Annotated in this window: 28 protein-coding genes; 12 read left to right on the forward strand and 16 right to left on the reverse strand. The window is 70.3% G+C overall.

What is annotated here, in order from left to right:
- Position 1 precedes the first annotated feature (1 nt).
- From ACQ86M_RS09030 to ACQ86M_RS09045, 4 genes are read left to right on the forward strand one after another with little or no spacing between them, the layout of a single operon-like run.
- Positions 2–265, forward strand: a complete 264-nt coding sequence (locus ACQ86M_RS09030; protein WP_431218384.1) for an exodeoxyribonuclease VII small subunit — start codon at positions 2–4, stop codon at positions 263–265.
- Entirely contained in the window at positions 262–924 is a 663-nt protein-coding gene (locus tag ACQ86M_RS09035; protein WP_431247795.1) for a DUF4245 domain-containing protein, read from the forward strand. Before ACQ86M_RS09030 ends, ACQ86M_RS09035 begins: the two co-directional genes overlap by 4 nt.
- 35 nt (positions 925–959) lie before the next feature.
- Positions 960–1,556 carry a carbonic anhydrase gene (locus ACQ86M_RS09040; RefSeq protein WP_431221454.1) on the forward strand — a complete coding sequence of 199 codons (597 nt, stop codon included), beginning with the start codon at positions 960–962 and terminating at the stop codon, positions 1,554–1,556.
- 33 nt (positions 1,557–1,589) lie between these two features.
- Positions 1,590–2,996 (forward strand): class II fumarate hydratase, encoded by a 1,407-nt coding sequence (locus ACQ86M_RS09045; RefSeq protein WP_431218386.1) that lies wholly within the window; start codon positions 1,590–1,592, stop codon positions 2,994–2,996.
- An 88-nt stretch (positions 2,997–3,084) separates the two neighbouring features.
- Here ACQ86M_RS09045 and ACQ86M_RS09050 read toward each other — a convergent pair whose 3' ends face one another.
- The 4 genes from ACQ86M_RS09050 to ACQ86M_RS09065 all read right to left on the reverse strand — a co-directional run bounded on the left by ACQ86M_RS09050 (position 3,085) and on the right by ACQ86M_RS09065 (position 7,317).
- Entirely contained in the window at positions 3,085–3,549 is a 465-nt protein-coding gene (locus tag ACQ86M_RS09050; RefSeq protein ID WP_431247796.1) for a MepB family protein, read from the reverse strand.
- Positions 3,550–3,674: 125 nt separating this feature from the next.
- Entirely contained in the window at positions 3,675–5,078 is a 1,404-nt protein-coding gene (locus tag ACQ86M_RS09055) for a PhoH family protein (RefSeq protein WP_431218388.1), read from the reverse strand.
- 190 nt (positions 5,079–5,268) lie between these two features.
- Positions 5,269–6,387, reverse strand: a complete 1,119-nt coding sequence (locus ACQ86M_RS09060; RefSeq protein ID WP_431247797.1) for an aminotransferase class V-fold PLP-dependent enzyme — start codon at positions 6,385–6,387, stop codon at positions 5,269–5,271.
- Between the two features lie 132 nt (positions 6,388–6,519).
- Positions 6,520–7,317, reverse strand: a complete 798-nt coding sequence (locus ACQ86M_RS09065; RefSeq protein WP_431247798.1) for an isoprenyl transferase — start codon at positions 7,315–7,317, stop codon at positions 6,520–6,522.
- Positions 7,318–7,408: 91 nt separating this feature from the next.
- Here ACQ86M_RS09065 and trhA point away from each other — a divergent pair, with 91 nt between their 5' ends.
- Entirely contained in the window at positions 7,409–8,269 is an 861-nt protein-coding gene (gene trhA, locus ACQ86M_RS09070) for a PAQR family membrane homeostasis protein TrhA (protein WP_431247799.1), read from the forward strand.
- Between the two features lie 9 nt (positions 8,270–8,278).
- Here trhA and ACQ86M_RS09075 read toward each other — a convergent pair whose 3' ends face one another.
- Positions 8,279–8,731: an Lrp/AsnC family transcriptional regulator gene (locus ACQ86M_RS09075; protein WP_431247800.1), complete on the reverse strand. Its 453-nt coding sequence runs from the start codon at positions 8,729–8,731 to the stop codon at positions 8,279–8,281.
- A 113-nt stretch (positions 8,732–8,844) separates the two neighbouring features.
- Here ACQ86M_RS09075 and ACQ86M_RS09080 point away from each other — a divergent pair, with 113 nt between their 5' ends.
- The gene (locus tag ACQ86M_RS09080) at positions 8,845–9,480 is read left to right on the forward strand and encodes a LysE family translocator (protein ID WP_431247801.1); all 636 of its coding nucleotides are present in this window, start codon (positions 8,845–8,847) and stop codon (positions 9,478–9,480) included.
- Between the two features lie 9 nt (positions 9,481–9,489).
- Here ACQ86M_RS09080 and ACQ86M_RS09085 read toward each other — a convergent pair whose 3' ends face one another.
- Positions 9,490–9,777: a hypothetical protein gene (locus tag ACQ86M_RS09085; RefSeq protein ID WP_431247802.1), complete on the reverse strand. Its 288-nt coding sequence runs from the start codon at positions 9,775–9,777 to the stop codon at positions 9,490–9,492.
- A 178-nt stretch (positions 9,778–9,955) separates the two neighbouring features.
- On the opposite strand from ACQ86M_RS09085, the gene ACQ86M_RS09090 reads away from it, so the two are divergent.
- On the forward strand, positions 9,956–10,357 hold the full coding sequence (locus ACQ86M_RS09090; protein WP_431247803.1) for a DUF4307 domain-containing protein: 402 nt from the start codon (positions 9,956–9,958) through the stop codon (positions 10,355–10,357).
- Positions 10,358–10,481: 124 nt separating this feature from the next.
- A complete protein-coding gene (greA, locus tag ACQ86M_RS09095; RefSeq protein ID WP_431218395.1) occupies positions 10,482–10,973 on the forward strand; it encodes a transcription elongation factor GreA in 492 nt (163 codons plus the stop codon).
- A 94-nt stretch (positions 10,974–11,067) separates the two neighbouring features.
- Here the strand turns inward: greA and ilvA are convergent, their stop codons facing one another.
- From ilvA to ACQ86M_RS09130, 7 genes are all read right to left on the reverse strand, one after another.
- Positions 11,068–12,327, reverse strand: coding sequence for a threonine ammonia-lyase (gene ilvA / locus ACQ86M_RS09100; protein ID WP_431247804.1), 1,260 nt, complete (start codon positions 12,325–12,327; stop codon positions 11,068–11,070).
- Between the two features lie 51 nt (positions 12,328–12,378).
- Complete coding sequence (locus ACQ86M_RS09105) at positions 12,379–13,644, reverse strand: AI-2E family transporter (RefSeq protein ID WP_431247805.1); 1,266 nt, start codon at positions 13,642–13,644, stop codon at positions 12,379–12,381.
- A 62-nt stretch (positions 13,645–13,706) separates the two neighbouring features.
- A complete protein-coding gene (locus ACQ86M_RS09110) occupies positions 13,707–14,306 on the reverse strand; it encodes a hypothetical protein (protein ID WP_431247806.1) in 600 nt (199 codons plus the stop codon).
- A 20-nt stretch (positions 14,307–14,326) separates the two neighbouring features.
- Positions 14,327–15,400, reverse strand: coding sequence for an ABC transporter ATP-binding protein (locus tag ACQ86M_RS09115; RefSeq protein ID WP_431247807.1), 1,074 nt, complete (start codon positions 15,398–15,400; stop codon positions 14,327–14,329).
- 1 nt (position 15,401) lies between these two features.
- Entirely contained in the window at positions 15,402–16,220 is an 819-nt protein-coding gene (locus tag ACQ86M_RS09120; protein WP_431247808.1) for an ABC transporter permease, read from the reverse strand.
- A complete protein-coding gene (locus ACQ86M_RS09125) occupies positions 16,217–17,017 on the reverse strand; it encodes an ABC transporter permease (protein WP_431247809.1) in 801 nt (266 codons plus the stop codon). Before ACQ86M_RS09125 ends, ACQ86M_RS09120 begins: the two co-directional genes overlap by 4 nt.
- A gap of 175 nt (positions 17,018–17,192) precedes the next feature.
- The gene (locus ACQ86M_RS09130; RefSeq protein ID WP_431218402.1) at positions 17,193–18,329 is read right to left on the reverse strand and encodes an ABC transporter substrate-binding protein; all 1,137 of its coding nucleotides are present in this window, start codon (positions 18,327–18,329) and stop codon (positions 17,193–17,195) included.
- Between the two features lie 140 nt (positions 18,330–18,469).
- On the opposite strand from ACQ86M_RS09130, the gene ACQ86M_RS09135 reads away from it, so the two are divergent.
- Together ACQ86M_RS09135 and ACQ86M_RS09140 are read left to right on the forward strand one after the other, a co-directional pair.
- Positions 18,470–19,696, forward strand: coding sequence for a winged helix-turn-helix domain-containing protein (locus ACQ86M_RS09135; RefSeq protein WP_431247810.1), 1,227 nt, complete (start codon positions 18,470–18,472; stop codon positions 19,694–19,696).
- Positions 19,693–20,136 carry a hypothetical protein gene (locus ACQ86M_RS09140; RefSeq protein WP_431247811.1) on the forward strand — a complete coding sequence of 148 codons (444 nt, stop codon included), beginning with the start codon at positions 19,693–19,695 and terminating at the stop codon, positions 20,134–20,136. The genes ACQ86M_RS09135 and ACQ86M_RS09140 overlap by 4 nt, the downstream gene beginning before the upstream one ends.
- A 99-nt stretch (positions 20,137–20,235) precedes the next feature.
- On the opposite strand, the gene ACQ86M_RS09145 is transcribed toward ACQ86M_RS09140, so the two are convergent.
- Genes ACQ86M_RS09145 through ACQ86M_RS09155 form a run of 3 tightly spaced genes read right to left on the reverse strand, consistent with a single transcriptional unit; the run spans position 20,236 to position 22,420 of the window.
- The gene (locus tag ACQ86M_RS09145) at positions 20,236–20,970 is read right to left on the reverse strand and encodes an ABC transporter permease (RefSeq protein WP_431218405.1); all 735 of its coding nucleotides are present in this window, start codon (positions 20,968–20,970) and stop codon (positions 20,236–20,238) included.
- 13 nt (positions 20,971–20,983) lie between these two features.
- Positions 20,984–21,757 (reverse strand): ABC transporter ATP-binding protein, encoded by a 774-nt coding sequence (locus ACQ86M_RS09150; RefSeq protein WP_431221456.1) that lies wholly within the window; start codon positions 21,755–21,757, stop codon positions 20,984–20,986.
- Between the two features lie 36 nt (positions 21,758–21,793).
- Positions 21,794–22,420, reverse strand: coding sequence for a TetR family transcriptional regulator (locus tag ACQ86M_RS09155; RefSeq protein WP_431218406.1), 627 nt, complete (start codon positions 22,418–22,420; stop codon positions 21,794–21,796).
- A 164-nt stretch (positions 22,421–22,584) separates the two neighbouring features.
- Between ACQ86M_RS09155 and ACQ86M_RS09160 the strand changes: the two genes are divergently transcribed.
- A complete protein-coding gene (locus ACQ86M_RS09160; RefSeq protein ID WP_064109483.1) occupies positions 22,585–23,151 on the forward strand; it encodes a LemA family protein in 567 nt (188 codons plus the stop codon).
- Positions 23,152–23,158: 7 nt separating this feature from the next.
- Positions 23,159–24,049, forward strand: a complete 891-nt coding sequence (locus ACQ86M_RS09165; protein WP_431247812.1) for a M48 family metalloprotease — start codon at positions 23,159–23,161, stop codon at positions 24,047–24,049.
- The last annotated feature ends 114 nt before the right edge of the window (positions 24,050–24,163 follow it).

Below are 24,163 nucleotides of genomic sequence, written 5' to 3' on the forward strand. Positions count from 1 at the left end.
CATGCCCGACACCTCCGCCCCCACCGGGGATCCGCTCAGCGCGCTCAGCTACGAAGAGGCGCGCGACGAACTGATCCGCGTCGTCGGCGAGCTCGAGCAGGGCGCCGCCACGCTGGAGGAGTCCATTGCACTGTGGGAGCGCGGCGAGGCTCTCGCCCGTCACTGCGAGGAGTGGCTGATCGGCGCGAAGGCGCGGCTCGACGCCGCGCGCGCAGGAGCGTCCGCGGGCTCGCCGACCGCGCCGGGAGCGTTCGACGGCGAATGAGCCCCCGCAACAGCAAGCCGCCCGCGGTCGTCGCGGAACTCGGCCGCCCCGAGACTCCGGAGGAGACCGCCGCCCGCAAGGCGCAGAACTCGGCGAATCACCGCAACCGGCAGACGATCAACAACCTCGTCTACTCGCTGCTGGCGACGCTCGCCCTCGTCGCGATCATCGTGCTGGTCGTGCCACGCGGCAACCCGACGGCGACGAAGCCGCCGGTGGACTACGCCACGATCGCCGAGCAGGGCCAGGGCAGCGAGCCCGACGCGCTCCTGGTGCCCAAGCTGCCGTCCAGCTGGAGGTCGAACAACGCGGAGCTGCGCACCAAGACCGCCGACAAGGTCGACTCCTGGTACGTGGGCTTCGTCACGCCGAAGCAGCAGTTCCTCGGCGTCACGCAGGGCTTCGCCGCCAACGACAGCTGGGTCTCGGACCAGGTCGCCAAATCGCGGATCACGGGCACGCGCGTCATCGACGGCATCACCTGGGACGTGTACGACAACCGCGCATCCGGCTCGGACAACGGCAACGTCGAGTACGCGCTCGTCACGACAGCAGGCCGCAGCACCATCATCCTGTTCGGCACGGCCGACGACACCGAGTTCCGCACGGTGGCGTCGTCCCTCGCCGGGCAGATCCGCTCACTCGCAGGAGGAAAATAGTGCCGACAACGCGCCCCGGTAAGGTCTGGAACGCCATGCTCGACGGCAACGCCCGCTTCATCGCGGGTGAGCCCTCGCATCCGCATCAGGACGTCGAGCGCCGGGAGACCGTGGCCGGCGGGCAGGAACCGGTGGCCGCGATCTTCGGCTGCGCCGACTCGCGGCTGGCCGCCGAGATCATCTTCGACATGGGTCTCGGCGACGCCTTCGTGGTGCGCAACGCCGGGCAGGTGGTCTCCGACTCCGTCGTCGGTTCGCTCGAGTACGCCGTCGCGGTGCTGCACGTCCCGCTCATCCTCGTGCTCGGCCACGACAGCTGCGGCGCGGTCGCCGCGGCCATCGACTCGCAGGCGGAGGATGCCGACCCGCTGCCGCCGCACATCGCCCAGCTCATCGCGCCCATCGTGCCCGCCGTCCGCCGCGTGACCGGCGACGGGGCGGTCGACCCGTCGGCCGTCGACGCCGGAGAGGTGGGTCGCGAGCACCTGCGCGACACCGTCTCCGAGCTGCTGGCGCAGTCCGAGATCATCGCCTCCGCGGTCGCCGAGAACACCCTCGCGATCGTCGGCGCCAACTACCGGCTCGCGGAGGGCCGGGTCGTCCCCGACGTCGTCGTCGGCCTGCGCGACTGACCAACCCCCGCCGACAGAAAGGAAACACACACCGTGGTGGACACCCAGGCGGACGCCGAGTACCGCATCGAACACGACACGATGGGCGAGGTGCGCGTTCCGAAGAACGCGCTGTACAGCGCTCAGACGCAGCGCGCGGTCGAGAACTTCCCGATCTCCGGATCGGTGCTCGAGCCCGCACAGATCGCGGCGCTCGCGCGCATCAAGAAGTCGGCCGCCCTGGCGAACGCCCGGCTCGGGGTCCTCGACCAGGATGTGGCCGAGGCCATCGCCTCCGCCGCCGACGAGGTCGCGGCGGGCGCCCACGACGCCGAGTTCCCGATCGACGTGTACCAGACCGGATCCGGCACGTCGTCGAACATGAACATGAACGAGGTGCTGGCCACGCTCGCGTCCGAGCGCCTCGGCCGTCCGGTGCACCCGAACGATCACGTGAACGCCTCCCAGTCGTCGAACGACGTCTTCCCGACCTCTGTGCACATCGCCGTGACCGGCGCGCTCACCGACGAGCTCATCCCCGCGCTCGACCACCTCGCGGTCGCGCTGGAGGAGAAGGCGGAACTGTGGGCGGAGGCCGTGAAGAGCGGCCGCACGCACCTCATGGACGCGACGCCCGTCACTCTCGGGCAGGAGTTCGGCGGGTACGCCGCCCAGGTCCGCTACGGCATCGAGCGCATCCGCGCCGCCCTCCCCCGCGTCGCCGAGGTCCCGCTCGGCGGCACCGCCGTCGGCACCGGCATCAACACCCCGCTCGGGTTCCCGCAGCTCGTCATCGAGCTGCTGACGCAGGAGACCGAGCTGCCGATCACCGAGGCGCGCAACCACTTCGAGGCGCAGGCCAACCGCGACGCGCTGGTCGAGGCGTCGGGCGCGCTGCGCACCATCGCGGTGTCGCTGACGAAGATCTCCAACGACCTGCGCTGGATGGGCTCCGGCCCGAACACGGGCCTCGGCGAACTCCACATCCCGGACCTGCAGCCGGGCTCCTCCATCATGCCGGGCAAGGTCAACCCGGTCATTCCGGAGGCCGTGCTCATGGTCGCGGCCCGCGTGGTCGGCAACGACGCGACGATCGCCTGGAGCGGCGCCTCCGGCCTGTTCGAGCTGAACGTGGCCATCCCGGTCATGGGCACCGCGCTGCTCGAGTCGATCCGCCTGCTCACGCAGGCCAGCCGTGTCCTCGCCGACAAGACGATCCGCGGGCTGGAGGCCAACCTCGACCGCGCCCGCGCCTTCGCCGAGTCGAGCCCGTCGATCGTGACGCCGCTCAACCGCGTGATCGGCTATGAGGCCGCCGCCAAGGTCGCCAAGCACGCCGTCGCGAAGGGCATCACTGTGCGCGAGGCCGTCATCGACCTCGGCTTCGTCGACCGCGGCGAGGTCACCCTCGAGCAGCTGGACACGGCGCTCGACGTCCTCTCGATGACCCACCCGGGCTGACCTCCCCCACGCCAACAGTTCCTGAGTTCTTCACGTCGCACCCGGTGTGTCGGCGGAACAACTCAGGAACTGTTCGCGTGTGAGCGCGCTACGCGATGTTGAGGAAGTGCGGGGTCTGCCAGCGCTGGGTCGCAGCGGCTTGCGTGCTCGCGGGGACCGACCAGGGCGGATAGACGCGGAAGCCGCGCTTACCCCCGGCACCCGCGACCGAGACGATGCCACGCTCGTCGAGCACGGCAGCAGGGAGGTCGAACAAGCCGAAATGAATCCCTTCGCGAACGACGATCACCAGCCGGTCCTGCGCCGCCGCGTCGAACGGCTCCGTCACGCCGTTCGCACCGCGGCACCAGACCGCCACGAACAGCCCCGTCTTGCGCGGCGTCACCCGGGCGAAGCGGAACCGCACGACATGCCCGCCGCCTCCGTCGGCGCAGACCGCTGCTCCATAAGCGGCGTTGTCCGGCTCAGCCCGCAGCGCCGCCGCCGGAACTCCCAGCGCCCGCGCCGCGCGCACAACATCCGGATGCAGTCCGCTCTCGGTCCGATCGCCCACACCTGTACCGACGACGCCGGCCGCCCAACCATGACGCCGAGTCCGCGAAGATTGCACGCCGAGACGGGTCTCAGCGTGCAATCTTCGCGGACTCGCTGGTGGGTGGAACGCTGGCCGGACCGGCGCTAGGCGAGCTCGTTGGCCTCCAGCATCTCGGTGACGAGGGCGGCGATGGCGGAACGCTCCGAGCGGGTCAGCGTGACGTGCGCGAAGAGCGGGTGGCCCTTCAGCGTCTCGATCACGCTGGCGACACCGTCGTGCCGGCCGACGCGCAGGTTGTCGCGCTGGGCGACGTCGTGGGTGAGCACGACGCGGGAGTTCTGGCCGATACGGCTGAGCACCGTCAGCAGTACGTTGCGCTCCAGCGACTGGGCCTCATCCACGATCACGAAGGCGTCGTGCAGCGAGCGGCCGCGGATGTGCGTGAGCGGCAGCACCTCCAGGATGCCGCGGTCCTGCACCTCGTCGAGCACGTTCTGCGACACCAGCGCGCCGAGGGTGTCGAACACCGCCTGGCCCCACGGGTTCATCTTCTCGCCCTGATCGCCCGGCAGGTAGCCCAGCTCCTGGCCGCCGACCGCATACAGCGGGCGGAACACCATGATCTTCTTGTGCTGACGCCGCTCCAGCACCGCCTCGAGGCCGGCGCACAGCGCGAGCGCGGACTTTCCGGTTCCGGCCCGTCCGCCGAGCGAGAGGATACCGATCTCCGGGTCGAGCAGCAGGTCGATCGCGAGCCGCTGCTCCGCCGACCGGCCGTGCAGCCCGAACACGTCGCGGTCGCCGCGCACGAGCTTGACCTCGCCGTCCGCGACGACGCGGCCGAGCGCCGAACCGCGGTCCGAGTGGATGACCAACCCGGTGTTGACCGGAAGCCCGGCCGCCTGCTCGGTCCGCATCCACTCGTCCTCGTAGAGGGCCGCCATGTCGTCGCTGCCCAGATCGACGGAGGCCATGCCCGTCCACCCGGAGTCGACCACCTGCTCGTGCCGGTACTCCTCCGCCGCGAGACCGATCGAGGCCGCCTTCACGCGGAGCGGGAGGTCCTTCGAGACGACGGTCACATCCAGGCCGTCGTTCGACAGGTTGAGCGCCACCGCGAGGATGCGCGAGTCGTTGTCGCCGAGCTGCATGCCGCTCGGCAGCACCGACATGTTGGAGTGGTTGAGCTCAACCCGCAGCGAGCCGCCGTCGCCGACGGGGATAGGGAAGTCGAGCCGCTCGTGCTCCACCCGGAGGTCGTCGAGGTTGCGCAGCGCCTGCCGCGCGAAGTACCCGATCTCGGGGTCGTTGCGCTTGCCTTCCAGCTCGCTGACGACGACGACGGGGATGACGACAGCGTGTTCCGCGAAACGGAAGATGGCCTTCGGGTCGGAGAGGAGGACGGACGTGTCGAGCACATACGTGCGCTCACTCGTCTTCGCCGCCCCCGCCGTCCGACCGCTGGACCGGGTTGCTGCCTGTCGGGTTGCTGTTTCCGCCACGACCACTCCCACCCCGCCGCTCCCTCGGGAGCCGGCGGATCTCACTGGCGAGACGGCCGCTGGTTTCGAAACGAACTTACGTGGCCGTCTCGATCGGGCGCGGTGCCCGATGGCTCGAAACTACGCCCGGCCACCGACACTCGCGGACCGCTTGACCGCGTGTCGTGTTTCGTGCAGGTGAACATTCGCCCCCAGTTGTGGGAGCTTGCACCGGAGACGTCAGGCACCAAACACGTCAGGAAACAGACGCGTACGACGTGAACGCCGCCCGCAGCATGTCCAGCGTCTCCTCCGTCGTACCGGCGTGCACGCTGATCCGCACGCTCGCCGCCCGCACCGACGCGGTCACGCCGTGGTTGAAGAGGGATGCGCCCAGCGCGGTGAGCTGCTCGGGCAGCGGCTCGAGCACCACCATGCCCGCACGCTCGTTGGGACTGCGCGACGAGCTGACCGGCACGCCGAACTCGTCCGCCAGCTGGAGCACCCGCTCCACGTTCGCGGACACGGCGGCCGACACCGCAGCCACCCCGACCGCGGCGACCTCTTCGAGCGCCGCGGCGAAGCGGGCCTCGGCGACCAGGTCCGGGTTGGAGATCGAGAACGCGCCGGCGCCGTGCACCGGCTCTCGCACCTCGTCCCAGGGCTGTTCGGGGCCCGAGCCGGTCCAGCCGCTGAACACCGGCGTCAGGTGATCGATCGCGCGCTCGCTCAGGGCGAGGAACCCGGTGCCCCAGCCTGCGCGCATCCACTTCTGGCCGCCTGCGACCACGACGTCGGCGACCTCGTAGGGGGCCTCCACCAGGCCGAAGCCCTGGATCGCGTCGACGATCAGCAGCCGGTCGCCGATGACCTGGCGGATGCCGTCGATGTCGGCCAGGTAGCCGGTGCGCGAGTCGACCAGGCTCACCATGACGGCGGACGTGCTGTCGGTCAGCTGCTCCCGGATGCGCGCCGGCGTCACGCGGTCGTGGTCGGTCTCCAGCCACAGCGGCGTGATCACCCGGAGCGCCTGGGCGGCGCGCTCGGCGGCGTAGGTCAGTGATGGGAACTCGGCGAGCGAGAGGAGCACGTCGCCGCCGGTCAGGCCGAACGCGGCGTGCAGCAGGCCGCTGGAGGCGTTCGGCTGGAAGACGACCTGGTCGGCGGGGAACCGCGTCAGCACGCTGACCGCATCGCGCACGCGCTGGTCCTCGACGCCCATGCGCGCGATGGTGCCGAAGCGTCCCTTCGAGAGGATCTCGTACTGCCCCATCGCCTCCGCCCGCACCGTGGCCGACAGCGGCCCGACGCGTCCGTAGTCCAGATAGCCGGGCTCCTCGCCGAACCCGCGGGCGTACTCCTCGATCGTGGTCACGTCCCCATCCTGGCTGGCCGCCCGCGAGTCCGCCAAAACTGCACGCGACACGCCGGAGCGGCGTGCAATCTGCGCGGACTCGATGATGGGGGCGGGGCGGGGGGCGGGGCGGGGGCGCGGGGCAGAGGCGGGTCAGCCGCCGTAGCGGCGCTGGCGACGCGAGTAGTCGCGCACGGCGCGGAGGAAGTCGACCTCGCGCAGGTCCGGCCCGAGCGCCTCCACGAAGTAGAACTCGCTGTGCGCGCTCTGCCACAGCATGAAGTCGCTCAGGCGCTGCTCCCCCGACGTGCGGATGACGAGGTCCGGATCGGGCTGGCCGCCGGTGTACAGGTGCTCGCCGATGAGGTCGGGCGTGAGGAGGTCGGCGAGCGTCTCGAGGCTGCCCCCTTCGGCGAGGTGGGCCGCCACGATGCTGCGCATGGCGTCCGTGATCTCCTTGCGGCCGCCGTACCCGACCGCGAGGTTGACGTGCATGCCGGTGTGGCCGGCGCTGCGCTTCTCGGCCTGGGTGAGCGCATCCACGAGCCGTTCCGGCAGCCCGGCGGTCGAGCCGACGTGCTTGACCCGCCAGTCGCGGTACTGCGAGACGTCCTCCGCCAGCTGGGCGATGATGTCGATGAGGTCGCCGAGCTCGCCGCTCTCGCGGTTGGTCAGGTTGTCCGACGACAGCAGATAGAGCGTCACGACCTCGATGCCGAGCTCGTCGCACCACTCCAGGAACTCGAGCATCTTCGCGGCGCCCGCACGGTGGCCGTGGGCGACCGTGGTCATGCCCGCCTGCCGCGCCCAGCGGCGGTTGCCGTCGATGATCATGGCGACATGCTTCGGCAACGCGTCGCGGTTGAGATCGCGCCGCAGGCGCTTCTGGTAGAGACCGTAGAGCAGCCCGCTGGCCTGCAACCGGTGCCCCGGTGTCGTGCGTCCGCTCACGCTGCTACGTTAGCGCGGCCGTCGGCGTCCCGCTTCTCACCCCGTCCGCTGCTCACAGCATCCCGCCACCCGTCTCCCCTACGCTTGATCCATGTCGTCCCGCAAGAGCCCGAACCCCGACCGCGCCGACCGGGTGCGCGCCGGCGAGACGCGCGCCCGCGAGGATGTGGCCGAGCTCCTCCACGAGCCGACGACCGCGCTCGACGCCTCCGACGCTGCCGTGCAGCAGGATGAGCGTCAGGCGCGCGACGGCGGACCGGAGCTGCCCAACATCCCCCTGCTGGATGCGTCGCCCGCCTTCCCCGCCGAGATCAAGCCGACGTGGCGCGGCTGGATCCACGCGGGCACGTTCCCGGTCACCGTCGTCCTCGGAATCGTCTTGATCACGCTGGCGCACGGCACGCCGGCGAAGTGGGCGTCCGCGGTGTTCGTGCTCACCTCGATGCTGCTGTTCGGCAACTCGGCCCTGTACCACCGGTTCAACTGGCGCCCTCGTACCAAGGTCATCCTGAAGCGCATCGACCACGCCAACATCTTCCTGCTGATCGCTGGCACGTACACGCCGCTCGCGGTTCTCGCGCTGCCGCCGAGCAAGGGCATCCTGCTGTTGTCGCTCGTGTGGGCCGGAGCCCTGCTCGGCATCGGCTTCCGCGTGTTCTGGATCACCGCGCCGCGCTGGCTGTACGTGCCCATCTACATCGCCCTCGGCTGGGCGGCGATGATGTACATCGTCGACCTGCTGAACGCGAACGTCGCCATGATGGTGCTCGTGCTCGTGGGCGGCATCTTCTACACGGTCGGAGCCGTCATCTACGGCATGAAGCGGCCGAACCCGTTCCCGGGCAAATTCGGCTTCCACGAGATCTTCCACACGCTGACGGTCCTCGCCTTCCTGTGTCACTGGACGGCCGTGCTGCTGATCGCGATGCACCCCGCCTACAACGCCGGCTGAACGCCTTGCTCAGGTCGGCAGGGCCCGCCGGCCGGTCACCTGCTTCATGACCAGCGTGGAGGACAGCTTGCGGACACCCGGCAGCGCGCCGAGGGGCCCGTCGAACAGCTCCTGGTAGCCGGTGAGGTCGGCCGTCAGCACCCGCAGCATGTAGTCGGGGTCGCCGAACAGCCGCTCGGCCTGCACGATGTTCGGGATGGCGAGCACGCCCTCCTCGAACGCGGTGACCGTCCCCGGGTCGGTGCGGTCGATCGTGACGAAGACGATCCCCTCGAACTCGAGGCCCACCGCCGCCGGTGACACCACGGCGCGGTACTGCTCGATGACACCGGCGCGCTCGAGTTCGCGCACCCGGCGGTGGCACGGCGAGAGTGTCAGGCCCACCCGCGCGGCCAGGTCGGTGATGCTGAGGCGGCCATCCTCTTGCAGTGCGGTGAGGATCTGCCGGTCTATCGCGTCCATATGGAAGATTCTTCCACGAGCTAGGCGAAGACGCACCAAAGTCGCAAGCACCTGTCGCCTCTGTTGACATAGCTTTCCGGTGTGGCGCACCCGCGCCGGAGGGAGGTCGGCCGATGGATCCGGCACTGGTCCTGGGCTTCTGGGGCGTCGCCGCACTGCTGGTCTGCACGCCGGGCGCCGACTGGGCCTACGCGGTCACGGCCGGTCTCGGCGGGCGCACGCTGCTGCCGTCGATCGGCGGCATCCTCTTCGGGTACCTGGTGGTCGTCATCGCGGTCGCCGTGGGCTTGGGCGCGCTCGTCGCGGCCAACCCGGTGCTGCTGGATGTGCTCACCGTCGGCGGTGCGCTGTACCTGCTGTGGCTCGGGATCGGCGGCCTCGTCCGCTCCTCCGGGCCGCTCACGGCGCACGCGACGGACGGATCGGCGGGCTCCGGCACGTCGCTGACGTCGTTCCTGCGCGGAGCGGGCGTCAGCGGCTTCAACCCGAAGGGACTGCTGGTGCTGGTCGCGCTCGTCCCGCAGTTCACCACGGCGAACGGCGGCTGGGCGCCGGCGGCGCAGATGCTGCTGCTCGGCGCGCTGTTCGTCGCGACCTGCGCGGTCGTCTATCTGACCGTCGCGGTGCTGGCACGGAGGCTACTGGCAGCGCGGCCGCGCGTCACGGTGGTGCTGGCCCGGGTGTCCGCGGTCGCGATGACGCTCATCGGCGTCTCCCTGCTCGCGGAGCGGGTGGCGCAGCTGCTCTGAGCGGCGGACTCAGCGGGAGCCGGCGTCCGGGCCCGCCGGCCCGTCCTCACGCCCGCGCCCGGGCTGCTCCGCCTGCTCGGCATCCAGCTTCTCCGCGATCTCCGAGCGGTAGCGCACCCGGCGGATGCGCCGCACCATGTCGATCACCAGCAGCACCACCACGACGGCGAGCAGGAACGTGACGACGAACCCGAGCACGCCCGGCGTGACGGAGTCGTCGGCCGGCGCCCCCGACGGCGTCGGGCTCGGCGTGGCCGCCAGCCGGACGGAGGCGCGCAGCAGGGCCCCAGCGATCACGCGGCCACCACCCCGGCGAAGAGGTCGGTCTCGGGCATCTCGGTCTCCGGTTTCGAGTCGATGAGCGGGAGGGCGGCGGCATTCACAGCTTTCTCTCCTAGTCTGGTCTCAGCCTACCGTCGCCCGACGGCGGGCCTGTGAGCGGGAGGCTTCAGCTGGACGGCAAGGCGGTGCACGCATGACGGCGACCCCCACGCTCGACACCCGCTACGGCCGCACCCCCGAGCGCAAGCGGCGTCAGCGCTGGCTGCTGATCGGCGGCCTGGTCGGCCTGATCGCGGTCGTCACCGCGTGGGTGTTCTGGGCCGGCTGGGACAACGACCAGGCGAATCTCGAGACGACGGACACCGGCTACACCATCCCGGACGACCACCACGTCGACATCGCGTTCACCATCAACGCCCCTCCCGGAACGCCGGTGACGTGCGCCATCCAGGCGCTCAACGAGGACTTCGCCATCGTCGGCTGGCGCATCGTCGAATACCCCGGGTCGGCCACGCGCGTGACCGCGCACACGGAGTCCATCCGCACCGTCATGACGCCCAACACGGGTTTGATCAACAGCTGCTGGCTGACCTAGTATTGTGCGGATACGCCCCGGCATCGCCGGGGCGTCGACTTTAGCACCGGCACCCAACCGGCTCACCGCCACGGTGCTATCAACTGCAGTGGCACCAGCCGCGACAGGCGCGAAGGAGTTCATCATGTCTCAGGAGTCTCAGGTCACCTTTCTGACCCAGGACGCGTACGACCGTCTCTCGGCCGAACTCGAGGAGCTCAGCGTCAACGGCCGCAACGAGATCGCGAAGCGCATCGAGGCGGCCCGCGAGGAGGGCGACCTCAAGGAGAACGGCGGCTACCACGCGGCCAAGGAGGAGCAGGGCAAGATCGAGGCCCGCATCGTCCAGCTCACCAACCTGCTGCGGAGCGCCACCGTCGGCGCCGCGCCGGAGAGCCACGGCGTCGTCGAGCCGGGCACCGTCATCACCGCCACCGTCGCGGGCGACGAGACGATCTTCCTCATCGGCAACCGCGAGATCGCCTCGGGCACCGAGCTGCCGGTCTACAGCGAGCAGAGCCCGCTCGGTTCGGCCATCCTCGGCCTGAAGGTCGGCGACAAGACGGAGTACACCGCCCCGAACGGCCGCCAGATCGCCGTCGAGGTCACCAAGGTCGAGACCTACACCGGCCAGTAGGTCTCCCCGAGCAAACGATTCCGGAGTTTTTCGGGCTTTCCGCGAGGAAAGACCCGAAGAACTCCGGAATTCTTGGCTTAACGGGGCGGGTGGGTCACTCGTCGTCGACGACGGGGTCGTAGCCGGCCGCGCGCAGGGCATCGATGACGTGGCGGCGGTGGTCCGTGCCGCGGGTCTCGACGCTGACGTCGAGCTCTACCTGGCTGAGCTGCATGCCGCGCCCGTGGCGGGTGTGCAGCACCTCCACCACGTTGGCGTTGACCCCGGCGAGGATCTCCGCGATGCGGGCGAGCTGACCGGGACGGTCCGGCAGCATGATGGTCAGCTTCAGGTAGCGGTCGGATGCCGCCAGGCCCTGGCTGATGACGCGCTGCATGAGCAGCGGGTCGATGTTGCCGCCGGAGAGGATGGCGACGGTCGTGCCGTCGGCATGGATGGATCCGGCGAGGATGGCCGCGACGCCCGCGGCTCCGGCAGGCTCGACGACGAGCTTCGCGCGCTCGAGCAGCACGACCATGGCGCGCGCCATGTCGTCCTCGGAGACCGTCACGACCTCATCCACCGCCTCACGGATGATCTCGAAGTTCAGCGCGCCCGGCCGGCTCACGGCGATGCCGTCGGCGATCGTCGCCACGAGCGAGATGTCGGTCGGCTGCCCGGCCGCGAGGGACGGCGGGTAGGCGGCCGCGTTCGCCGCCTGCACGCCGACGATGCGGACGGAGCGCCCTTCCGCAGCCGCACGCTGCTTGACGGCGCTGGCGACACCCGAGATGAGGCCGCCTCCGCCGATCGGGACCACGATGGTCGCCACGTCCGGCACGGCGTCCAGGATCTCGAGACCCAGCGTGCCCTGCCCCGCCACCACATCCGGATGATCGAACGGCGGGATGAGGACGGCCCCTGTCTCCGCCGCGAAGTCCGCGGCCGCACGCAGCGTCTCGTCGACGTAGCCGCCGCTGAGCACCACATCCGCCCCGTACGCCCGCGTCGCCTGGAACTTCGGGATGGCCACCCCGACCGGCATGAAGATCGTCGCGTGGATGCCGAGCTCGCGCGCCGCGAACGCCACCCCCTGCGCGTGGTTGCCCGCCGAGGCGGCGACGACGCCGCGCGCCCGCTCTTCGGCGTTGAGCTTCGACAGCCGGTTGTACGCGCCGCGGATCTTGTACGAGCCGGTGCGCTGCAGGTTCTCGCATTTCAGCAGCACCGGCGCGCCGAGCAGGTCGCTCAGGTAGCGGGAGGTCTCCATGGGCGTCGGCTGCGCCACCTCGGCCACGATGGCGCGCGCAGCCTCGAACTCGACCAGGCTGGGACCTGCGAACGGAGTGCGCGTGTGATCGGTCGCGGTTGCCACGGAGCCCAGCTTAGCGGCGGACGTATTCTCCGGACCGCATGCGGCTGCGGCTCACGGGCGCTTCGGGGGCCGCCGGACGGGCGTCGGCACGGTCTGCCAGATGGCGCCGTCGGGCGCATCCGTCCACGGCACCGCGGCGGACGACCGCCAGGCTCCGCTGGAGATGTAGTGCACCATCACGTTGAGCACGGCCACGAACGGCACAGCGAACAGCGCGCCGGGGATGCCCGCGAGGAGCGACCCGGCGGCGACGGAGAGCACGACGGCGAGCGGGTGCACCCGCACGGCGCTGCCCATGATGAGCGGCTGCAGGATGTGTCCCTCGATCTGCTGCACCAGCAGCACGACGCCGAGCATGATGAGCGCGAACACCCATCCCTTGAAGACGAGCGCGATGAAGATGGCCAGCGCCCCGGTGACCACCGCTCCGACGACCGGGATGAACGAGCCGAGGAAGACGAGCACCGCGATCGGGATGACGAGCGGCAGCCCCAGGAAGAACGCGCCGAGCCCGATGCCGAGCGCATCGATGGAGGCGACGAGCACCTGCACCTTCGCGAAGTTGCGCAGGGTGACCCAGCCCGCCTTGCCCGCGCCGTCGAGCGCCGGCTGCGCCTTCTTCGGGAAGACACGGACGATCCAGGCCCAGATGCCCTTGCCGTCGATGAGGATGAAGATGGTGCTGAACAGCACCAGCAGGGCGCCGGCGAAGACGTGCCCGACGGTGGAACCGACGGACAGCGCGCCCGAGAGGAACACCTGCCCGTCCTGCTGGATGGACCTGCCGAGCGACGCGAACGCGCTGCTGATCTGGTCATGGCTGAGCCCGAGCGGGCCGGTGGTCAGCCAGTCCTGCAGCCCGTTGAAGGCCTGGACCGACTGCTTCTGCAGTTCGCCGCTCTGGCGCGTGATCTGCCAGATGGCGAGGTACAGCAGGCCGGAGACGACGATGATCGTGAGCAGGAGAACGGCGAGGATGGCCAGCCACGTGGGCCAGCGGTGCCGGATCAGGAAGTCCTTGAACGGCACCAGCAGGCCGGCCAGCAGCACGGCGATCAGCACCGGGATGACGATCAGCTTCAGCTGGATGATCAGGAAGATGACGACGGCGATGACGGCGCCGATCACCAGCAGGCGCCACGACCAGGCGCCGGCGATCCGCATCCCCCGCGGCACCGCCTCGTCGATCGGCTCGGTCGGCTCCCCCAGTTCGCGCGAGCGGCGCTGGAACCAGGACCGCGCGGTCGCACGGTTGCCGGCGACGTCGGTGCCGGGCGCTGGGGCGGCCGGAGGGACGGGGCGGTCGGTGTCTGACATGAGCGCCAGTGTAGGCCGCGGCACCCGGGGATCAATGGAGCCCGGGCGCCGCGGTCACCCCTTCACAGCTGAAGGATCAGGGGTGGATACTCGATGGCCGTCCGGTACCACTGCCAGGTGGATCCGCCGGTCTGCTGGACGTACGCGTAGGTCACCGGCGTGGGCGGCACGTTCTTCAGCCCGACGACGACGGCGACGTTCCCGTTGACCGTGCGCGCACCGGTGCCGGTCGTGGACCCGGCGCCGGCGTAGGCGCCGACGTTGAGGTTCACGGAGCCGTTGGCCGTGATCACGAAGGTGATCAGGTAGTCGGAGGTCCCCGTCGCACCGTAGTCGCCCGGTGCGAAGTGGACCGAGACCCCCGGGCCGCCCGACGGCGTCGGCCGGTAGGTGAACGAGGCGTACGGCGTCCCGGTCGTGTCCGTCTGCATGATGTCGGAGGCGATCAGCGTGAGATTGGTGCGGCCCTTCCCCACGGTATGCGTGGGGCTGATCGTGTCGATCGGGCGGAACCACGGGAAGGTGATGACATCGTTCACCGAGATGCGGTGCGCGATGTCCGTGAGGGACAGGGTCTTCTCGAACGTTGCGGGGTCGATCAGCTCGGCGACTTCCGGGTCTCCGCCCGCACGCTCCCCCAGGTCGGGAGTTTCGCTGGACATGCGCGGACTCTACTCGCGCCTCACTCCTTCGTGACAGACCGTTCTGCGACGGTGACGGGCGACCCGGCGAGCCCGACGGCGACACGCTCGCCCGGCTCCGGCCGCTCGCGCGTGCCGTGCTGCAGCGACAGCTCCGTGCCGTCGTCGAGCCGCACCCTGGTCCGGCGGAGCGCGCCCAGGAAGCTGGTGCCGACCACGACGGCGGGGATGCCCGTGGATGCGAGGTGCAGGTCCTCCGGCCGCACGTACGCGGTGACCGGGCCGTCGGCGGAGGCGGACGCCAGCGGCACCTCCTGCCCGAGCAGGTGCAGCCGTCCGCCGGTGACCGTGCCGTCGACCCGGTTCGTCAGGCCGACGAACTCGGCGACGAACGCCGTGGCGGGCCGGTGGTACAGCTCCTCGGGGGTTCCGATCTGCTCGATGCGGCCGGCACGCATCACGGCGACCCGGTCGGCGACGGCGAGCGCCTCCTCCTGGTCGTGCGTGACGAAGAACGTGGTGATGCCGAGCTCCGTCTGGATGCGGCGGATCTCGTCCCGCAGCTGCACGCGCACCTTGGCGTCGAGAGCCGACAGCGGCTCGTCGAGCAGCAGGACGCGCGGCTCCGTGACCAGCGCACGGGCGAGCGCGACGCGCTGCTGCTGGCCGCCGGACAGCTGGTGCGCGTACCGGTCGGCGTGGTGGTCGAGGCCGACCAGGTCGAGGGCCTCCGCCGCGCGGCGACGGCGCTCCGCGGCGGCGACCTTGCGCATCCGCAGGCCGAACTCGACGTTCTGGCCCGAGGTCAGGTGCGGGAACAGCGAGTACGACTGGAACACCATCCCGAGGTCGCGGCGGTTGGTGGGCTCGTCGGTGACGTCGCGTCCGTCGATGAGGATGCTGCCGCTGTCCACCCGCTCCAGACCGGCGAGCGCGCGGAGCGCGGTGGTCTTGCCGCAGCCGCTCGGTCCGAGCAGGGCGATGAGCTCGCCGGGCGCGGCCTCCAGGTCGAAGCCGGAGAGACCAGCCCCGCCCCCGAAGTCGCGGACGAGGTCGCGCAGTTCGACCGTGGAGCCGGTGCGGGCGGAGAGGAGGGGAGTGTCGAGGGCGGTCATGTCAGCCTTTCGCGGTGCGCCGGCGCCGCACGCTCACGAGGCGGTCGACGACGACGAGGAGGACGAACGCGAACACCAGCGCGAGGAGCGCGAAGATGACCGCGACGAAGGGGTCGGACTGCGACACCAGCAGCAGGGACGTCTGCAGGTTGACGCGGGAGAGCAGCGAGGCGATCGTGAACTCGCCCAGCACGACGGCGACCGAGAGGGCGGAGGCGGCCAGGATGCCGCGGCGCAGGTTGGGCACGAGCACGCGCTGGAAGACGGTCCACCATCCGGCGCCGAGGGATCGGGCGGCCTCGCTGAGCGTGATCATGTCGACGGCGGCGACATTGCTCTGGATCGCGCGGTACGCGTACGGCAGCACGGTGATGCCGTAGGCGAAGGCGAGCGTCCACGCGCCGGAGCCGAGGATCCCGGTCACGACGGCATACGTCGGGGCGAGGCCCACCACCATCACGATCGCCGGGATCATGATCGGCAGCAGGCAGATCGCCTCCAGCAGGCGGCGCAGCTTCGGGAAGCGCAGCTCCACCAGCACGATGGTGGGCAGCAGCACCAGCAGCACGATCGCGACGGTCACCACCGCCAGCACCAGGGAGTTGCCGAGCCCCTGGTAGACGCGGTCGTACCGGGTGGTCTCGCCCGAGAAGACGGCGACCCAGCGGTCGAGGTTGTACACCCCGGGCTTCGCGGTGCGCAGGGTGAACTCCACCATCGAGAACAGCGGGATGAGGAAGAACAGCCCGAGCAGCGTCCAGATGAGCGCACGGACGGTGGGGCCGGGGCCGAGCCGCAGCTGCTGCGCGCCGCGGCTCATCGCTGCCACCTCGCGGTGCGGCGGACCAGCGCCGAGTAGCCGAGCATCACGACGACCATCACCAGGAGCATCCCGAGGGCCATCGCGCCGGCGAGGTTCGCGCGGCCGAGCACGGTCTCGCTGATCAGCGCCTGACGGATCTGCAGGGAGACGATGTTGTTGGCCTGGCCCACCAGCGCCGCCGCGGTCGCGTACGACGAGAACGCGTTGGCGAACAGCAGCAGCAGGCTGCCGAGGAACGACGGGAGCAGGATGGGTCCGCCCACGCGCGTCCAGTACGTCCAGCGGCTGCCGCCGAGCGTCGCCGTCGCCTCCAGCCACTGCGGCCGGAGTCCCTCCAGCGCGGGCATGAAGGTGATGACCATGAGCGGGATCTGGAAGTAGAGGTACGGCAGGATGAGGCCGGGCACGGTGTACAGCCAGACGCCGTTCTCGTAGATGTTGAGGTGCGCGAGGTTCCGCAGCAGCACGGTGACGAGACCCTGCGCGCCGATCGTGGCGATGAACGCGAACGCGAGCATCACGCCGCCGAACTGGGCGAGGACGCTGCTGGCCGAGTCCACGAGCGAGCGGGTGACGCCGCCCGGGCGCGAGCGGAGCATCGCGAAGCAGAGGGCCGCGCCGGCGATCGCGCCGACCACCGCCGTGACCGCTGAGAGCCAGAAGGCGCCGAAGAACGAGCCCGCGATGGCCGGCTCGGCGAGGCCGGTGAGGTTCGACCAGGTGAAGCGGCCGGCCTCGTCCACGAAGCCGCTGCCGACGGCGACGGCGGTCGGGATGGCGAGGAACACCACCACGTAGAAGGCGAAGGGGTGAGCCCCAGCGCGGCCGCGACGCCCGTGCGGCGCCGCCGGCCGGCCCGCGCGCTGGCGGGGCCGGCCGAGGACGGCTGCCGCCGGATCTCCGTGTCGGAGACTCCGGCGGCAGCGCGATCGACCGCGGGCGCCGCGGCGCCTGCGACGGTCTCGGTCATCAGCCGACCGCGTTCGCCCATTTGGCGTTGAGCAGCGTGCCGGCGTCGGTGGCCTGCTTGTCGCTCATCACGGCCACCGTGTCCAGCTTGCCGGGGAACTCATCCTTGTTCAGCGTGCCGGCCTTCTCCATCGCGTCGACGCGCGCCGGGTAGGCGCCGCCCTTCAGCCACGCGTTCTGGGCGGCGTCGCTGTAGAGGTACTCCTCCCACAGGCGGGCGGCCGCGGGGTGCGGGGCGTCCTTGTTGATCGCCTGGTTGTAGTAGCCGACGTACGCGGTGCCCGGGAGCACGGTGTACTTCCAGTTCACGCCGCCGCCCTTGATGGTGTCGGAGGTGGCGTAGCCCTTCTGGTTGAACGACCAGTCGAGCAGCACCGGGGTCTCACCGGAGGCGATGGTGTTCGGCTTGCCGTCGGCCGCATTCCAGTTGCCGGCCTTCTTCAGCTTCGAGAACCACTCGATGCCCGGGGTCAGGTCGTCGAGCGTCCCGCCGTTCTGCAGGGTGGCGTACGCGACCGCGCCGGCCGCGGCGGCCGCCTGGGTCGGGTTGCCGTTGAGCGCCACGGCCCCCTTGAATTCCGGCTTCAGGAGGTCGTCGAACGACTTCGGCGCTGTCTTGATCTTGTTCGCGTCGTAGCCGACCGCCATGACGCCGTAGTAGCCGACCTTCCAGAGGCCGTTCTTCTCCTTCTGGCTGTCGGGGATGTCGTCCCAGCCGGTCGGCTTGTACGCGGCGAAGTACTGCGTGTTCGCCAGCGCCACCGACGATCCGATGTCGAAGGTGTCGGGCGCGGTGTCCTGGCCCTTGAGCTTCTTGGCGGCGTCGATCTCCTCCTGGCTGGAGGCGCTGTCCTGGCTCGGGTTGATCGTGATGCCGTACTTCTTGGTGAAGCCGTCGAAGATCTCCTGGTAGTTCGCCCAGTCGCCGGGCGTCGCGATGATGTTGAGGGAGCCCTCCTTCTTCGCGGCGGCGACGAGGGCGTCCATGCCGCCGGCCGAGGTCGCGTCCGTGGCGGTGGCGATCTTCGTGCTGTCGGCGGTGCTGGCGTTCGCTCCGCCGGAGCAGGCGGCGAGCGAGAGTGCGACGACGGTTGCCGCGGCGGCGAGGCCGGCGACGCGTGCGCGCTTGTTGATCACGGGTTTCCTCCAGTGCAGGGTGTCGCCCGGGCGGTGCGCCCGGACGTCGTCACGCTAGGGACGGCAGGAGACCGGGCGGTCGCGCGGCGGTGACCGGTCGGTGAACGTCCGGTGTCCGGGGTTGCCGCTAGGGTCGTCCCGTGGTCGAACAGGTCTCCCCCGCGCTCGCCCGGCGCATCGCGCTGGCCGCGCAGGGCTTCGGCCGGCCGCGCCCGGCCGCCGTCGGAACGCGCCAGCTGAACGGGCTCATCGACCGGCTCGGGCTGCTGCAGATCGACTCGGTGAACGTCTTCGAGCGCAGTCACTACCTCCCGGCCTTCGCGCGGCTCGGCCCCTACGACCGCTCGCTGCTCGACCGGCTCACGTTCGACGCGCGCGGGCCGCACACCGAGTACTGGCCGCACGAGGCCGCCTTCCTGCGCAAGGAGGACTGGCCGCTGTTCGGGTGGCGGATGCGCGAGTACCGCGAACGCTACGGCGGCCCGGGCAGCTGGTTCGACGTCAACGACAGCACGGTCGAGTGGCTGCGGGGCGAGTTGCGCGCCAACGGGCCCCTCCTCGCGGGCGAGATCGAGCACGACGCCAACCACCGCACCGGTCCGTGGTGGGGCTGGTCGGAGGTCAAGCGCGCGCTGGAGCGGATGTTCCTGTTCGGCGAGGTCGCGATCGCCGGCCGCACGCGGTTCCAGCGACGGTACGCGCTGGCGGAGGACGTGCTGCCCGCCGAGGTGCTGTCGCGCACCGTCGACGAGCCGGACGCCATCCGCGAACTGCTGCGCCGCGCATCCATCGCGTACGGCATCGGCACGGCGCGCGACTTCGCCGACTACTACCGCATCAAGGGACCGCGCGTGGGCGTCGCGCTGCAGGAGCTGGAGGATGCGGGCGAGCTGATGCCGGTGCAGGTGCCGGGGTGGGACGGCGCGGGCCGGCCGCTGAAGGCGTGGCTGCACCGGGATGCGCGGAAGCCGCGGGCTGTGGAGGCCACCGCCCTGCTGTCGCCGTTCGACCCGGTGGTGTGGTTCCGCGACCGGGCGCTGCGGATGTTCGGGTTCCACTACCGGATCGAGATCTACACGCCGGCGCCGAAGCGCGTGTACGGCTACTACACGCTGCCGATCCTCATCGACGACAGCCTGGTGGGGCGCATCGACCTCAAGAGCGATCGCCAGGCCGGCGTGCTGCGCGTCCAATCGGCGTGGACGGAACCCGGGGCGACGGTCCCGCTCGACCGGCTGCTGCCGCTGCTCGCCGAGACGGCGGCCTGGCAGGGGCTCGGCGCCGTGGCGGTGGCGGACGGCGCCCGCGGCGACCTCGCGCCGCTGCTCGCGGACGCGCTACGGGCGGGGGTAGGGTTCGGGTCATGACGTCACCGCTGGACTACCTGGATGAGGACGGGGCCGACGAGGCCGACTACGAGTCGCCGATGCGCGAGCTGTACGCCTACCACGACGGCGACACCTGGCTCGACGGCATCGTGACGGGGGTGAAGCCGCACGGCGCGTCCGACGGAGGCACGCTCGTGCAGTTCGACGAGCGGCTGTGGGTGCCGGCGCGCGAGGTGAGACGGTCGGACCACTACATCGCCGTGCTGCTCAACCCCGACTCCGAGGTCTACGCCGAGGTGGTGCAGTCGTTCGTCGACGGCCGGCCGAAGGACGTCATCCGCGACGTCTCGGTGGTCGGTGACGGCGACAACCTCGGCACCGAGTGGCGGCCGCTGGACGAGCCGGCGACCGGCACGCGCGTGCGCTACCGGTACACGGGAGCGGCCGAGCTGCAGGCGCCGGACGGGGCGACGGCTTAGCTCCGCGTCGGAGATCCGAACGAAGGGGTCCCGAATCTCCCGCAGCACTGCCAAACGAAGGAGATTCGACGCCCGATCTCCTTCGTTCCATCGACGGCGTCACGCCGTGCGGCGCTGCAGCGTCAGCGCGCCGAGGACGACCGCGGCGACCGCGAACGCCCCGATGATCAGCAGCTGGCCGCCGACATAGGCCGCGTCGTGCGAGTTCGTCGCGACGGCGTTCAGCGCATCCACCGCGTGCGACAGGGGCAGCCAGTCGCTGAACGCCTCAAGGCCGGCGGGCAGCTGGTCGCGCGGCAGGAAGATGCCGCCGAGCAGGATCTGCGGGAACACCAGCAGCGGCATGAACTGCACCACCTGGAACTCGGTGCGCGCGAATGCGCTCGCGAAGAGACCGAGCGTGCTGCCGAGCACCGCATCCGTCACCGCGACCAGGACGAGCAGCCACGGGTCGCCCTTCACGTCCAGTCCGCACACCCACAGCGCGTACGCGCACGCGACCAGGGCCTGCACGATCGCGAGCAACCCGAAGGCGATCGTGTAGCCGAGGATGAAGTCGCCGCGTCCCATGGGCATCGACAGGAGCCGCTCCAGCGTGCCGGTGCGCCGCTCCCGCAACGTCGTGATCGAGGTCACCAAGAACATCACGATGAACGGGAACAGCGCCAGGATGGCCGGCCCGATCGTCTGGAAGACCGGGGTGTCGGTGAAGATCCACGCCACCAGCCCCACAAGGAGGCTGGGGACGACGAGGAGCAGCACGATCGTGCGCGGGTCGTGACGGATCTGGGTGAGCACGCGACCGGTGGTCGCCAGCGTGCGGGTGGGGTTCACGGTGTCCGTCCCTTCATCGTGCGTCGGCGTCCGCGTCCGCGTCCGGCAGCGCGTGCCGGGCATGGTGCCGCCGGAGCAGCGCGAGGAACGCGCCCTCCGCATCCGCCGCCCCGGTCTCGGCGAGGAGCTCGTCCGGGGTGGCGTCCGCCAGAACGGCCCCTTCGCGCATCAGGATGAGCCGATCGCAGCGGCTGGCCTCATCCATCACGTGGCTGGAGATCAGGAGGCTGGTGCCCGACGCGGCGAGGCGGTGGAACAGCCCCCAAAGCTCGACGCGGAGAAGCGGATCGAGGCCGACCGTCGGCTCGTCGAGCACCAGGAGGTCGGGTGACCCGAGCAGCGCTGCCGCGAGGGAGACACGGCTGCGCTCCCCGCCGGACAGGGTCGAGGCCAGGCGCCCCGCGTGCTCGTCGAGGTCGGTCGCGGCGATCGCCCGGTCGACGTCCGCCCGGCCGGCGCCCAGCACGCGGCGGAAGTAGTCCAGGTTCTGCCGGATGGTCAGGTCGTCGTAGACGCTCGCGGCCTGCGTCACGTAGCCGACCCGATGCCGGAGCGCGGCGGAGCCCGCCGGCTGCCCGAGCACGGTGACGGTTCCGGCCTTCACGCGCTGCACGCCGACGATCGCGCGCATGAGGGTCGTCTTGCCGCATCCACTCGGGCCGAGGAGGCCGACCACCTGGCCGCGCGGGATGTGCAGATCGAGCCCGTGGAGCACCTCCGTGCGACCGCGACGCACCAGCAGCCCCTCGATGGCGACGGCCGGTTCCGCCGCATCCGGCGAATTCATCATGTGCTGAATTATTCGCCGGGAGGACGGCGCACGTCAAGAGATCGGAGACCCGGTCTCGCCGAAGAGGTGCCACTGCAGCACCGGCCCCACGCGGCGCACCAGGTCGTCGGCGGAGGCACTGGCGATCGGCTCCACCTGAAGGGCGTACCGCGTCATCATGACCCCCACCAACTGCGCCGCCGCGAGTTCGGCCCGCAGCGACGCATCCGGAGCATCCGACAGTGCTGCCAGCTTCGACAGCACCTCGCGCTGCAGGAACTCGCGGACCATGCGCGTCCCCGGCCCGCTGCCGAGCACCGTGCGCAGGATGACGACCATGCGCCGGGCGGACTTCTCGTCGTCCAGCCGCTCCAGCAGGTAGCGGATGAGGGACGTGCCGACCTCGTCGCGCGGCCCGGCCAGCACCAGGTCGAGCAGGCGGTCCGGCCGCAGCGGCACCTCGAGCGTGGCCGCGAAGAGGTCCGCTTTGCCGTCGAAGTAGTGATGGACGAGGGCGGAGTCGACCCCGGCCCGCCGCGCGACCGCGCGCAGCGACGCCGCCTCGTAGCCCCGCTCGGCGAACTCCTCGGCCGCGGCGTGCAGGATGACGGAACGCGCGGACGCCGCCCCGCGTTGCTTGCGGGGCCGGCCCGGGCGGCGGCGTTCGGCGAGCTCGCTCACGAGCCCATTCTGCACCTGCGCGCGGCGTCCGGCTCCCCTGTCCGGGCCCGAAGTGCTTGCTTCGAGTGTGATGGGAACGCGGTGGGCGCCGACCCCCTCGAAGCTAGGATGTGGGAAGCGCAATCGCGTGCCCCCGCGCTCGGCATCCAAGGAGTTCTGCGAACATGGAATGGCTCATTCCGGTCATCATCGTCGTCGTAATCGTGGCGATCATCGGGATCTATCTGTGGGCCACCTACAACTCGCTGGTGACGCTGAAGGTGCGCGTCGACGAGGCGTGGAGCGACATCACCGTGCAGCTGAAGCGGCGCGCCGACCTTATCCCGAACCTCATCGAGACGGTGAAGGGCTACGCCGCGCACGAGCGAGGGGTCTTCGAGTCGGTGACGAAGGCGCGCGCCGAGACGCTGTCCGCGCAGACGCCCGGTGAGGCATCCGTCGCAGAAGGCCACATGCAGACGGCGCTGAAGAGCATCTTCGCGGTGGCCGAGGCGTACCCGCAGCTGCAGGCGAGCCAGAACTTCCTCCGGCTGCAGGCCGATCTGGTCGACACGGAGGACAAGATCCAGGCATCGCGCCGGTTCTACAACGGCGGTGTGCGGGAGTTCAACACCAAGATCAAGGTCTTCCCCAACAACCTGTTCGCCCGACGACTGGGATTCACCGAACGCGAGTTCTTCGAGGTCGACAACCTCGCCGCGATCGCCGAGCCCCCGCGCGTCCAGTTCTAGGGCGTAGATGTACAGGGCGATCGCCAGGAACAAGCGCAACACCGTCTTCATCATCCTGCTGTTCCTGGTACTCATCGGTGCGCTCGGATGGCTGGCGGCGTACATCTACCAGAGCTACACGATCCTCGTGGTCGTGGTCATCGGGGCGATCCTCTACGCCGTGTTCCAGTACTACCTGGCGAGCAGCCAGGCGCTGAGCATGTCGGGAGCGATCCCCATCCAGAAGGCGGACAACCCGCGCCTGTGGAACATCGTCGAGAACCTGTCGATCACCACCGGCACCCCGATGCCCGCGGTCTACATCGTGAACGACCCCGCGCCGAACGCGTTCGCCACCGGCCGTGACCCGCAGCACGCCTCCGTCGCCGCGACCACGGGGCTGCTCGACATCATGACCGATGCCGAGCTGGAGGGCGTCATGGCCCACGAGCTCGGGCACGTGCGCAACTACGACATCCGGCTCGGGATGATCGTGTTCGGCCTCACCGTCGCGATCGGCCTCATCGCCGACATCTTCCTGCGGATGGCGTTCTTCGGCGGCAACCGCAACAACAACAACAACAACGGCGGCGGTAACCCGGTGGTGCTGGTCTTCGGCCTGGTCGCCGCGATCATCGCTCCGCTGGTCGCCACGCTCGTGCAGCTGGCCGTGTCGCGGCAGCGCGAGTACCTGGCGGATGCGACGAGCGCGATGACGACCCGGCACCCGGACGCCCTGGCGAGCGCCCTTCTGAAACTGGAGGCGTACGGCCGGCCGATGCAGAAGCAGAACTCGTCGATGGCGCACCTGTGGATCAACGACCCGCTGAAGCCGGGCCTCATGGCGCGCCTGTTCTCCACGCACCCGCCGATTCCGGAGCGCGTCGAGCGCCTCCAGGAGATGGGCGGAAGCTTCTAGCCGCGCGGCCGCGTCGCCGCCCGGGCGTGCCGAGTGGTGAGTCGTGGTCCCTTCGACGGCCGAGTTGCGACATCTACTCACCACTCGGCGGAACGGCCGCAGCCGGGCGAGCGG

The organism is Leifsonia xyli subsp. cynodontis, from assembly GCF_050632205.1.
Classification (GTDB): Bacteria; Actinomycetota; Actinomycetes; order Actinomycetales; family Microbacteriaceae; genus Leifsonia; species Leifsonia xyli_D.

Coding starts and splice junctions, on each gene's coding strand:
- ACQ86M_RS09110 (WP_431247806.1), bottom strand. CDS start 14,306: ATGTCCAGCGAAACTCCCGACCTGGGGGAGCGTGCGGGCGGAGACCCG.
- greA (WP_431218395.1), top strand. CDS start 10,482: ATGTCTCAGGAGTCTCAGGTCACCTTTCTGACCCAGGACGCGTACGAC.
- ACQ86M_RS09090 (WP_431247803.1), top strand. CDS start 9,956: ATGACGGCGACCCCCACGCTCGACACCCGCTACGGCCGCACCCCCGAG.
- ACQ86M_RS09115 (WP_431247807.1), bottom strand. CDS start 15,400: ATGACCGCCCTCGACACTCCCCTCCTCTCCGCCCGCACCGGCTCCACG.
- ACQ86M_RS09120 (WP_431247808.1), bottom strand. CDS start 16,220: ATGAGCCGCGGCGCGCAGCAGCTGCGGCTCGGCCCCGGCCCCACCGTC.
- ACQ86M_RS09150 (WP_431221456.1), bottom strand. CDS start 21,757: ATGAATTCGCCGGATGCGGCGGAACCGGCCGTCGCCATCGAGGGGCTG.
- ACQ86M_RS09080 (WP_431247801.1), top strand. CDS start 8,845: ATGGATCCGGCACTGGTCCTGGGCTTCTGGGGCGTCGCCGCACTGCTG.
- ACQ86M_RS09075 (WP_431247800.1), bottom strand. CDS start 8,731: ATGGACGCGATAGACCGGCAGATCCTCACCGCACTGCAAGAGGATGGC.
- ACQ86M_RS09030 (WP_431218384.1), top strand. CDS start 2: ATGCCCGACACCTCCGCCCCCACCGGGGATCCGCTCAGCGCGCTCAGC.
- ACQ86M_RS09160 (WP_064109483.1), top strand. CDS start 22,585: ATGGAATGGCTCATTCCGGTCATCATCGTCGTCGTAATCGTGGCGATC.
- ACQ86M_RS09105 (WP_431247805.1), bottom strand. CDS start 13,644: ATGTCAGACACCGACCGCCCCGTCCCTCCGGCCGCCCCAGCGCCCGGC.
- ACQ86M_RS09165 (WP_431247812.1), top strand. CDS start 23,159: ATGTACAGGGCGATCGCCAGGAACAAGCGCAACACCGTCTTCATCATC.
- ACQ86M_RS09040 (WP_431221454.1), top strand. CDS start 960: ATGCTCGACGGCAACGCCCGCTTCATCGCGGGTGAGCCCTCGCATCCG.
- ACQ86M_RS09140 (WP_431247811.1), top strand. CDS start 19,693: ATGACGTCACCGCTGGACTACCTGGATGAGGACGGGGCCGACGAGGCC.
- ACQ86M_RS09035 (WP_431247795.1), top strand. CDS start 262: ATGAGCCCCCGCAACAGCAAGCCGCCCGCGGTCGTCGCGGAACTCGGC.
- trhA (WP_431247799.1), top strand. CDS start 7,409: ATGTCGTCCCGCAAGAGCCCGAACCCCGACCGCGCCGACCGGGTGCGC.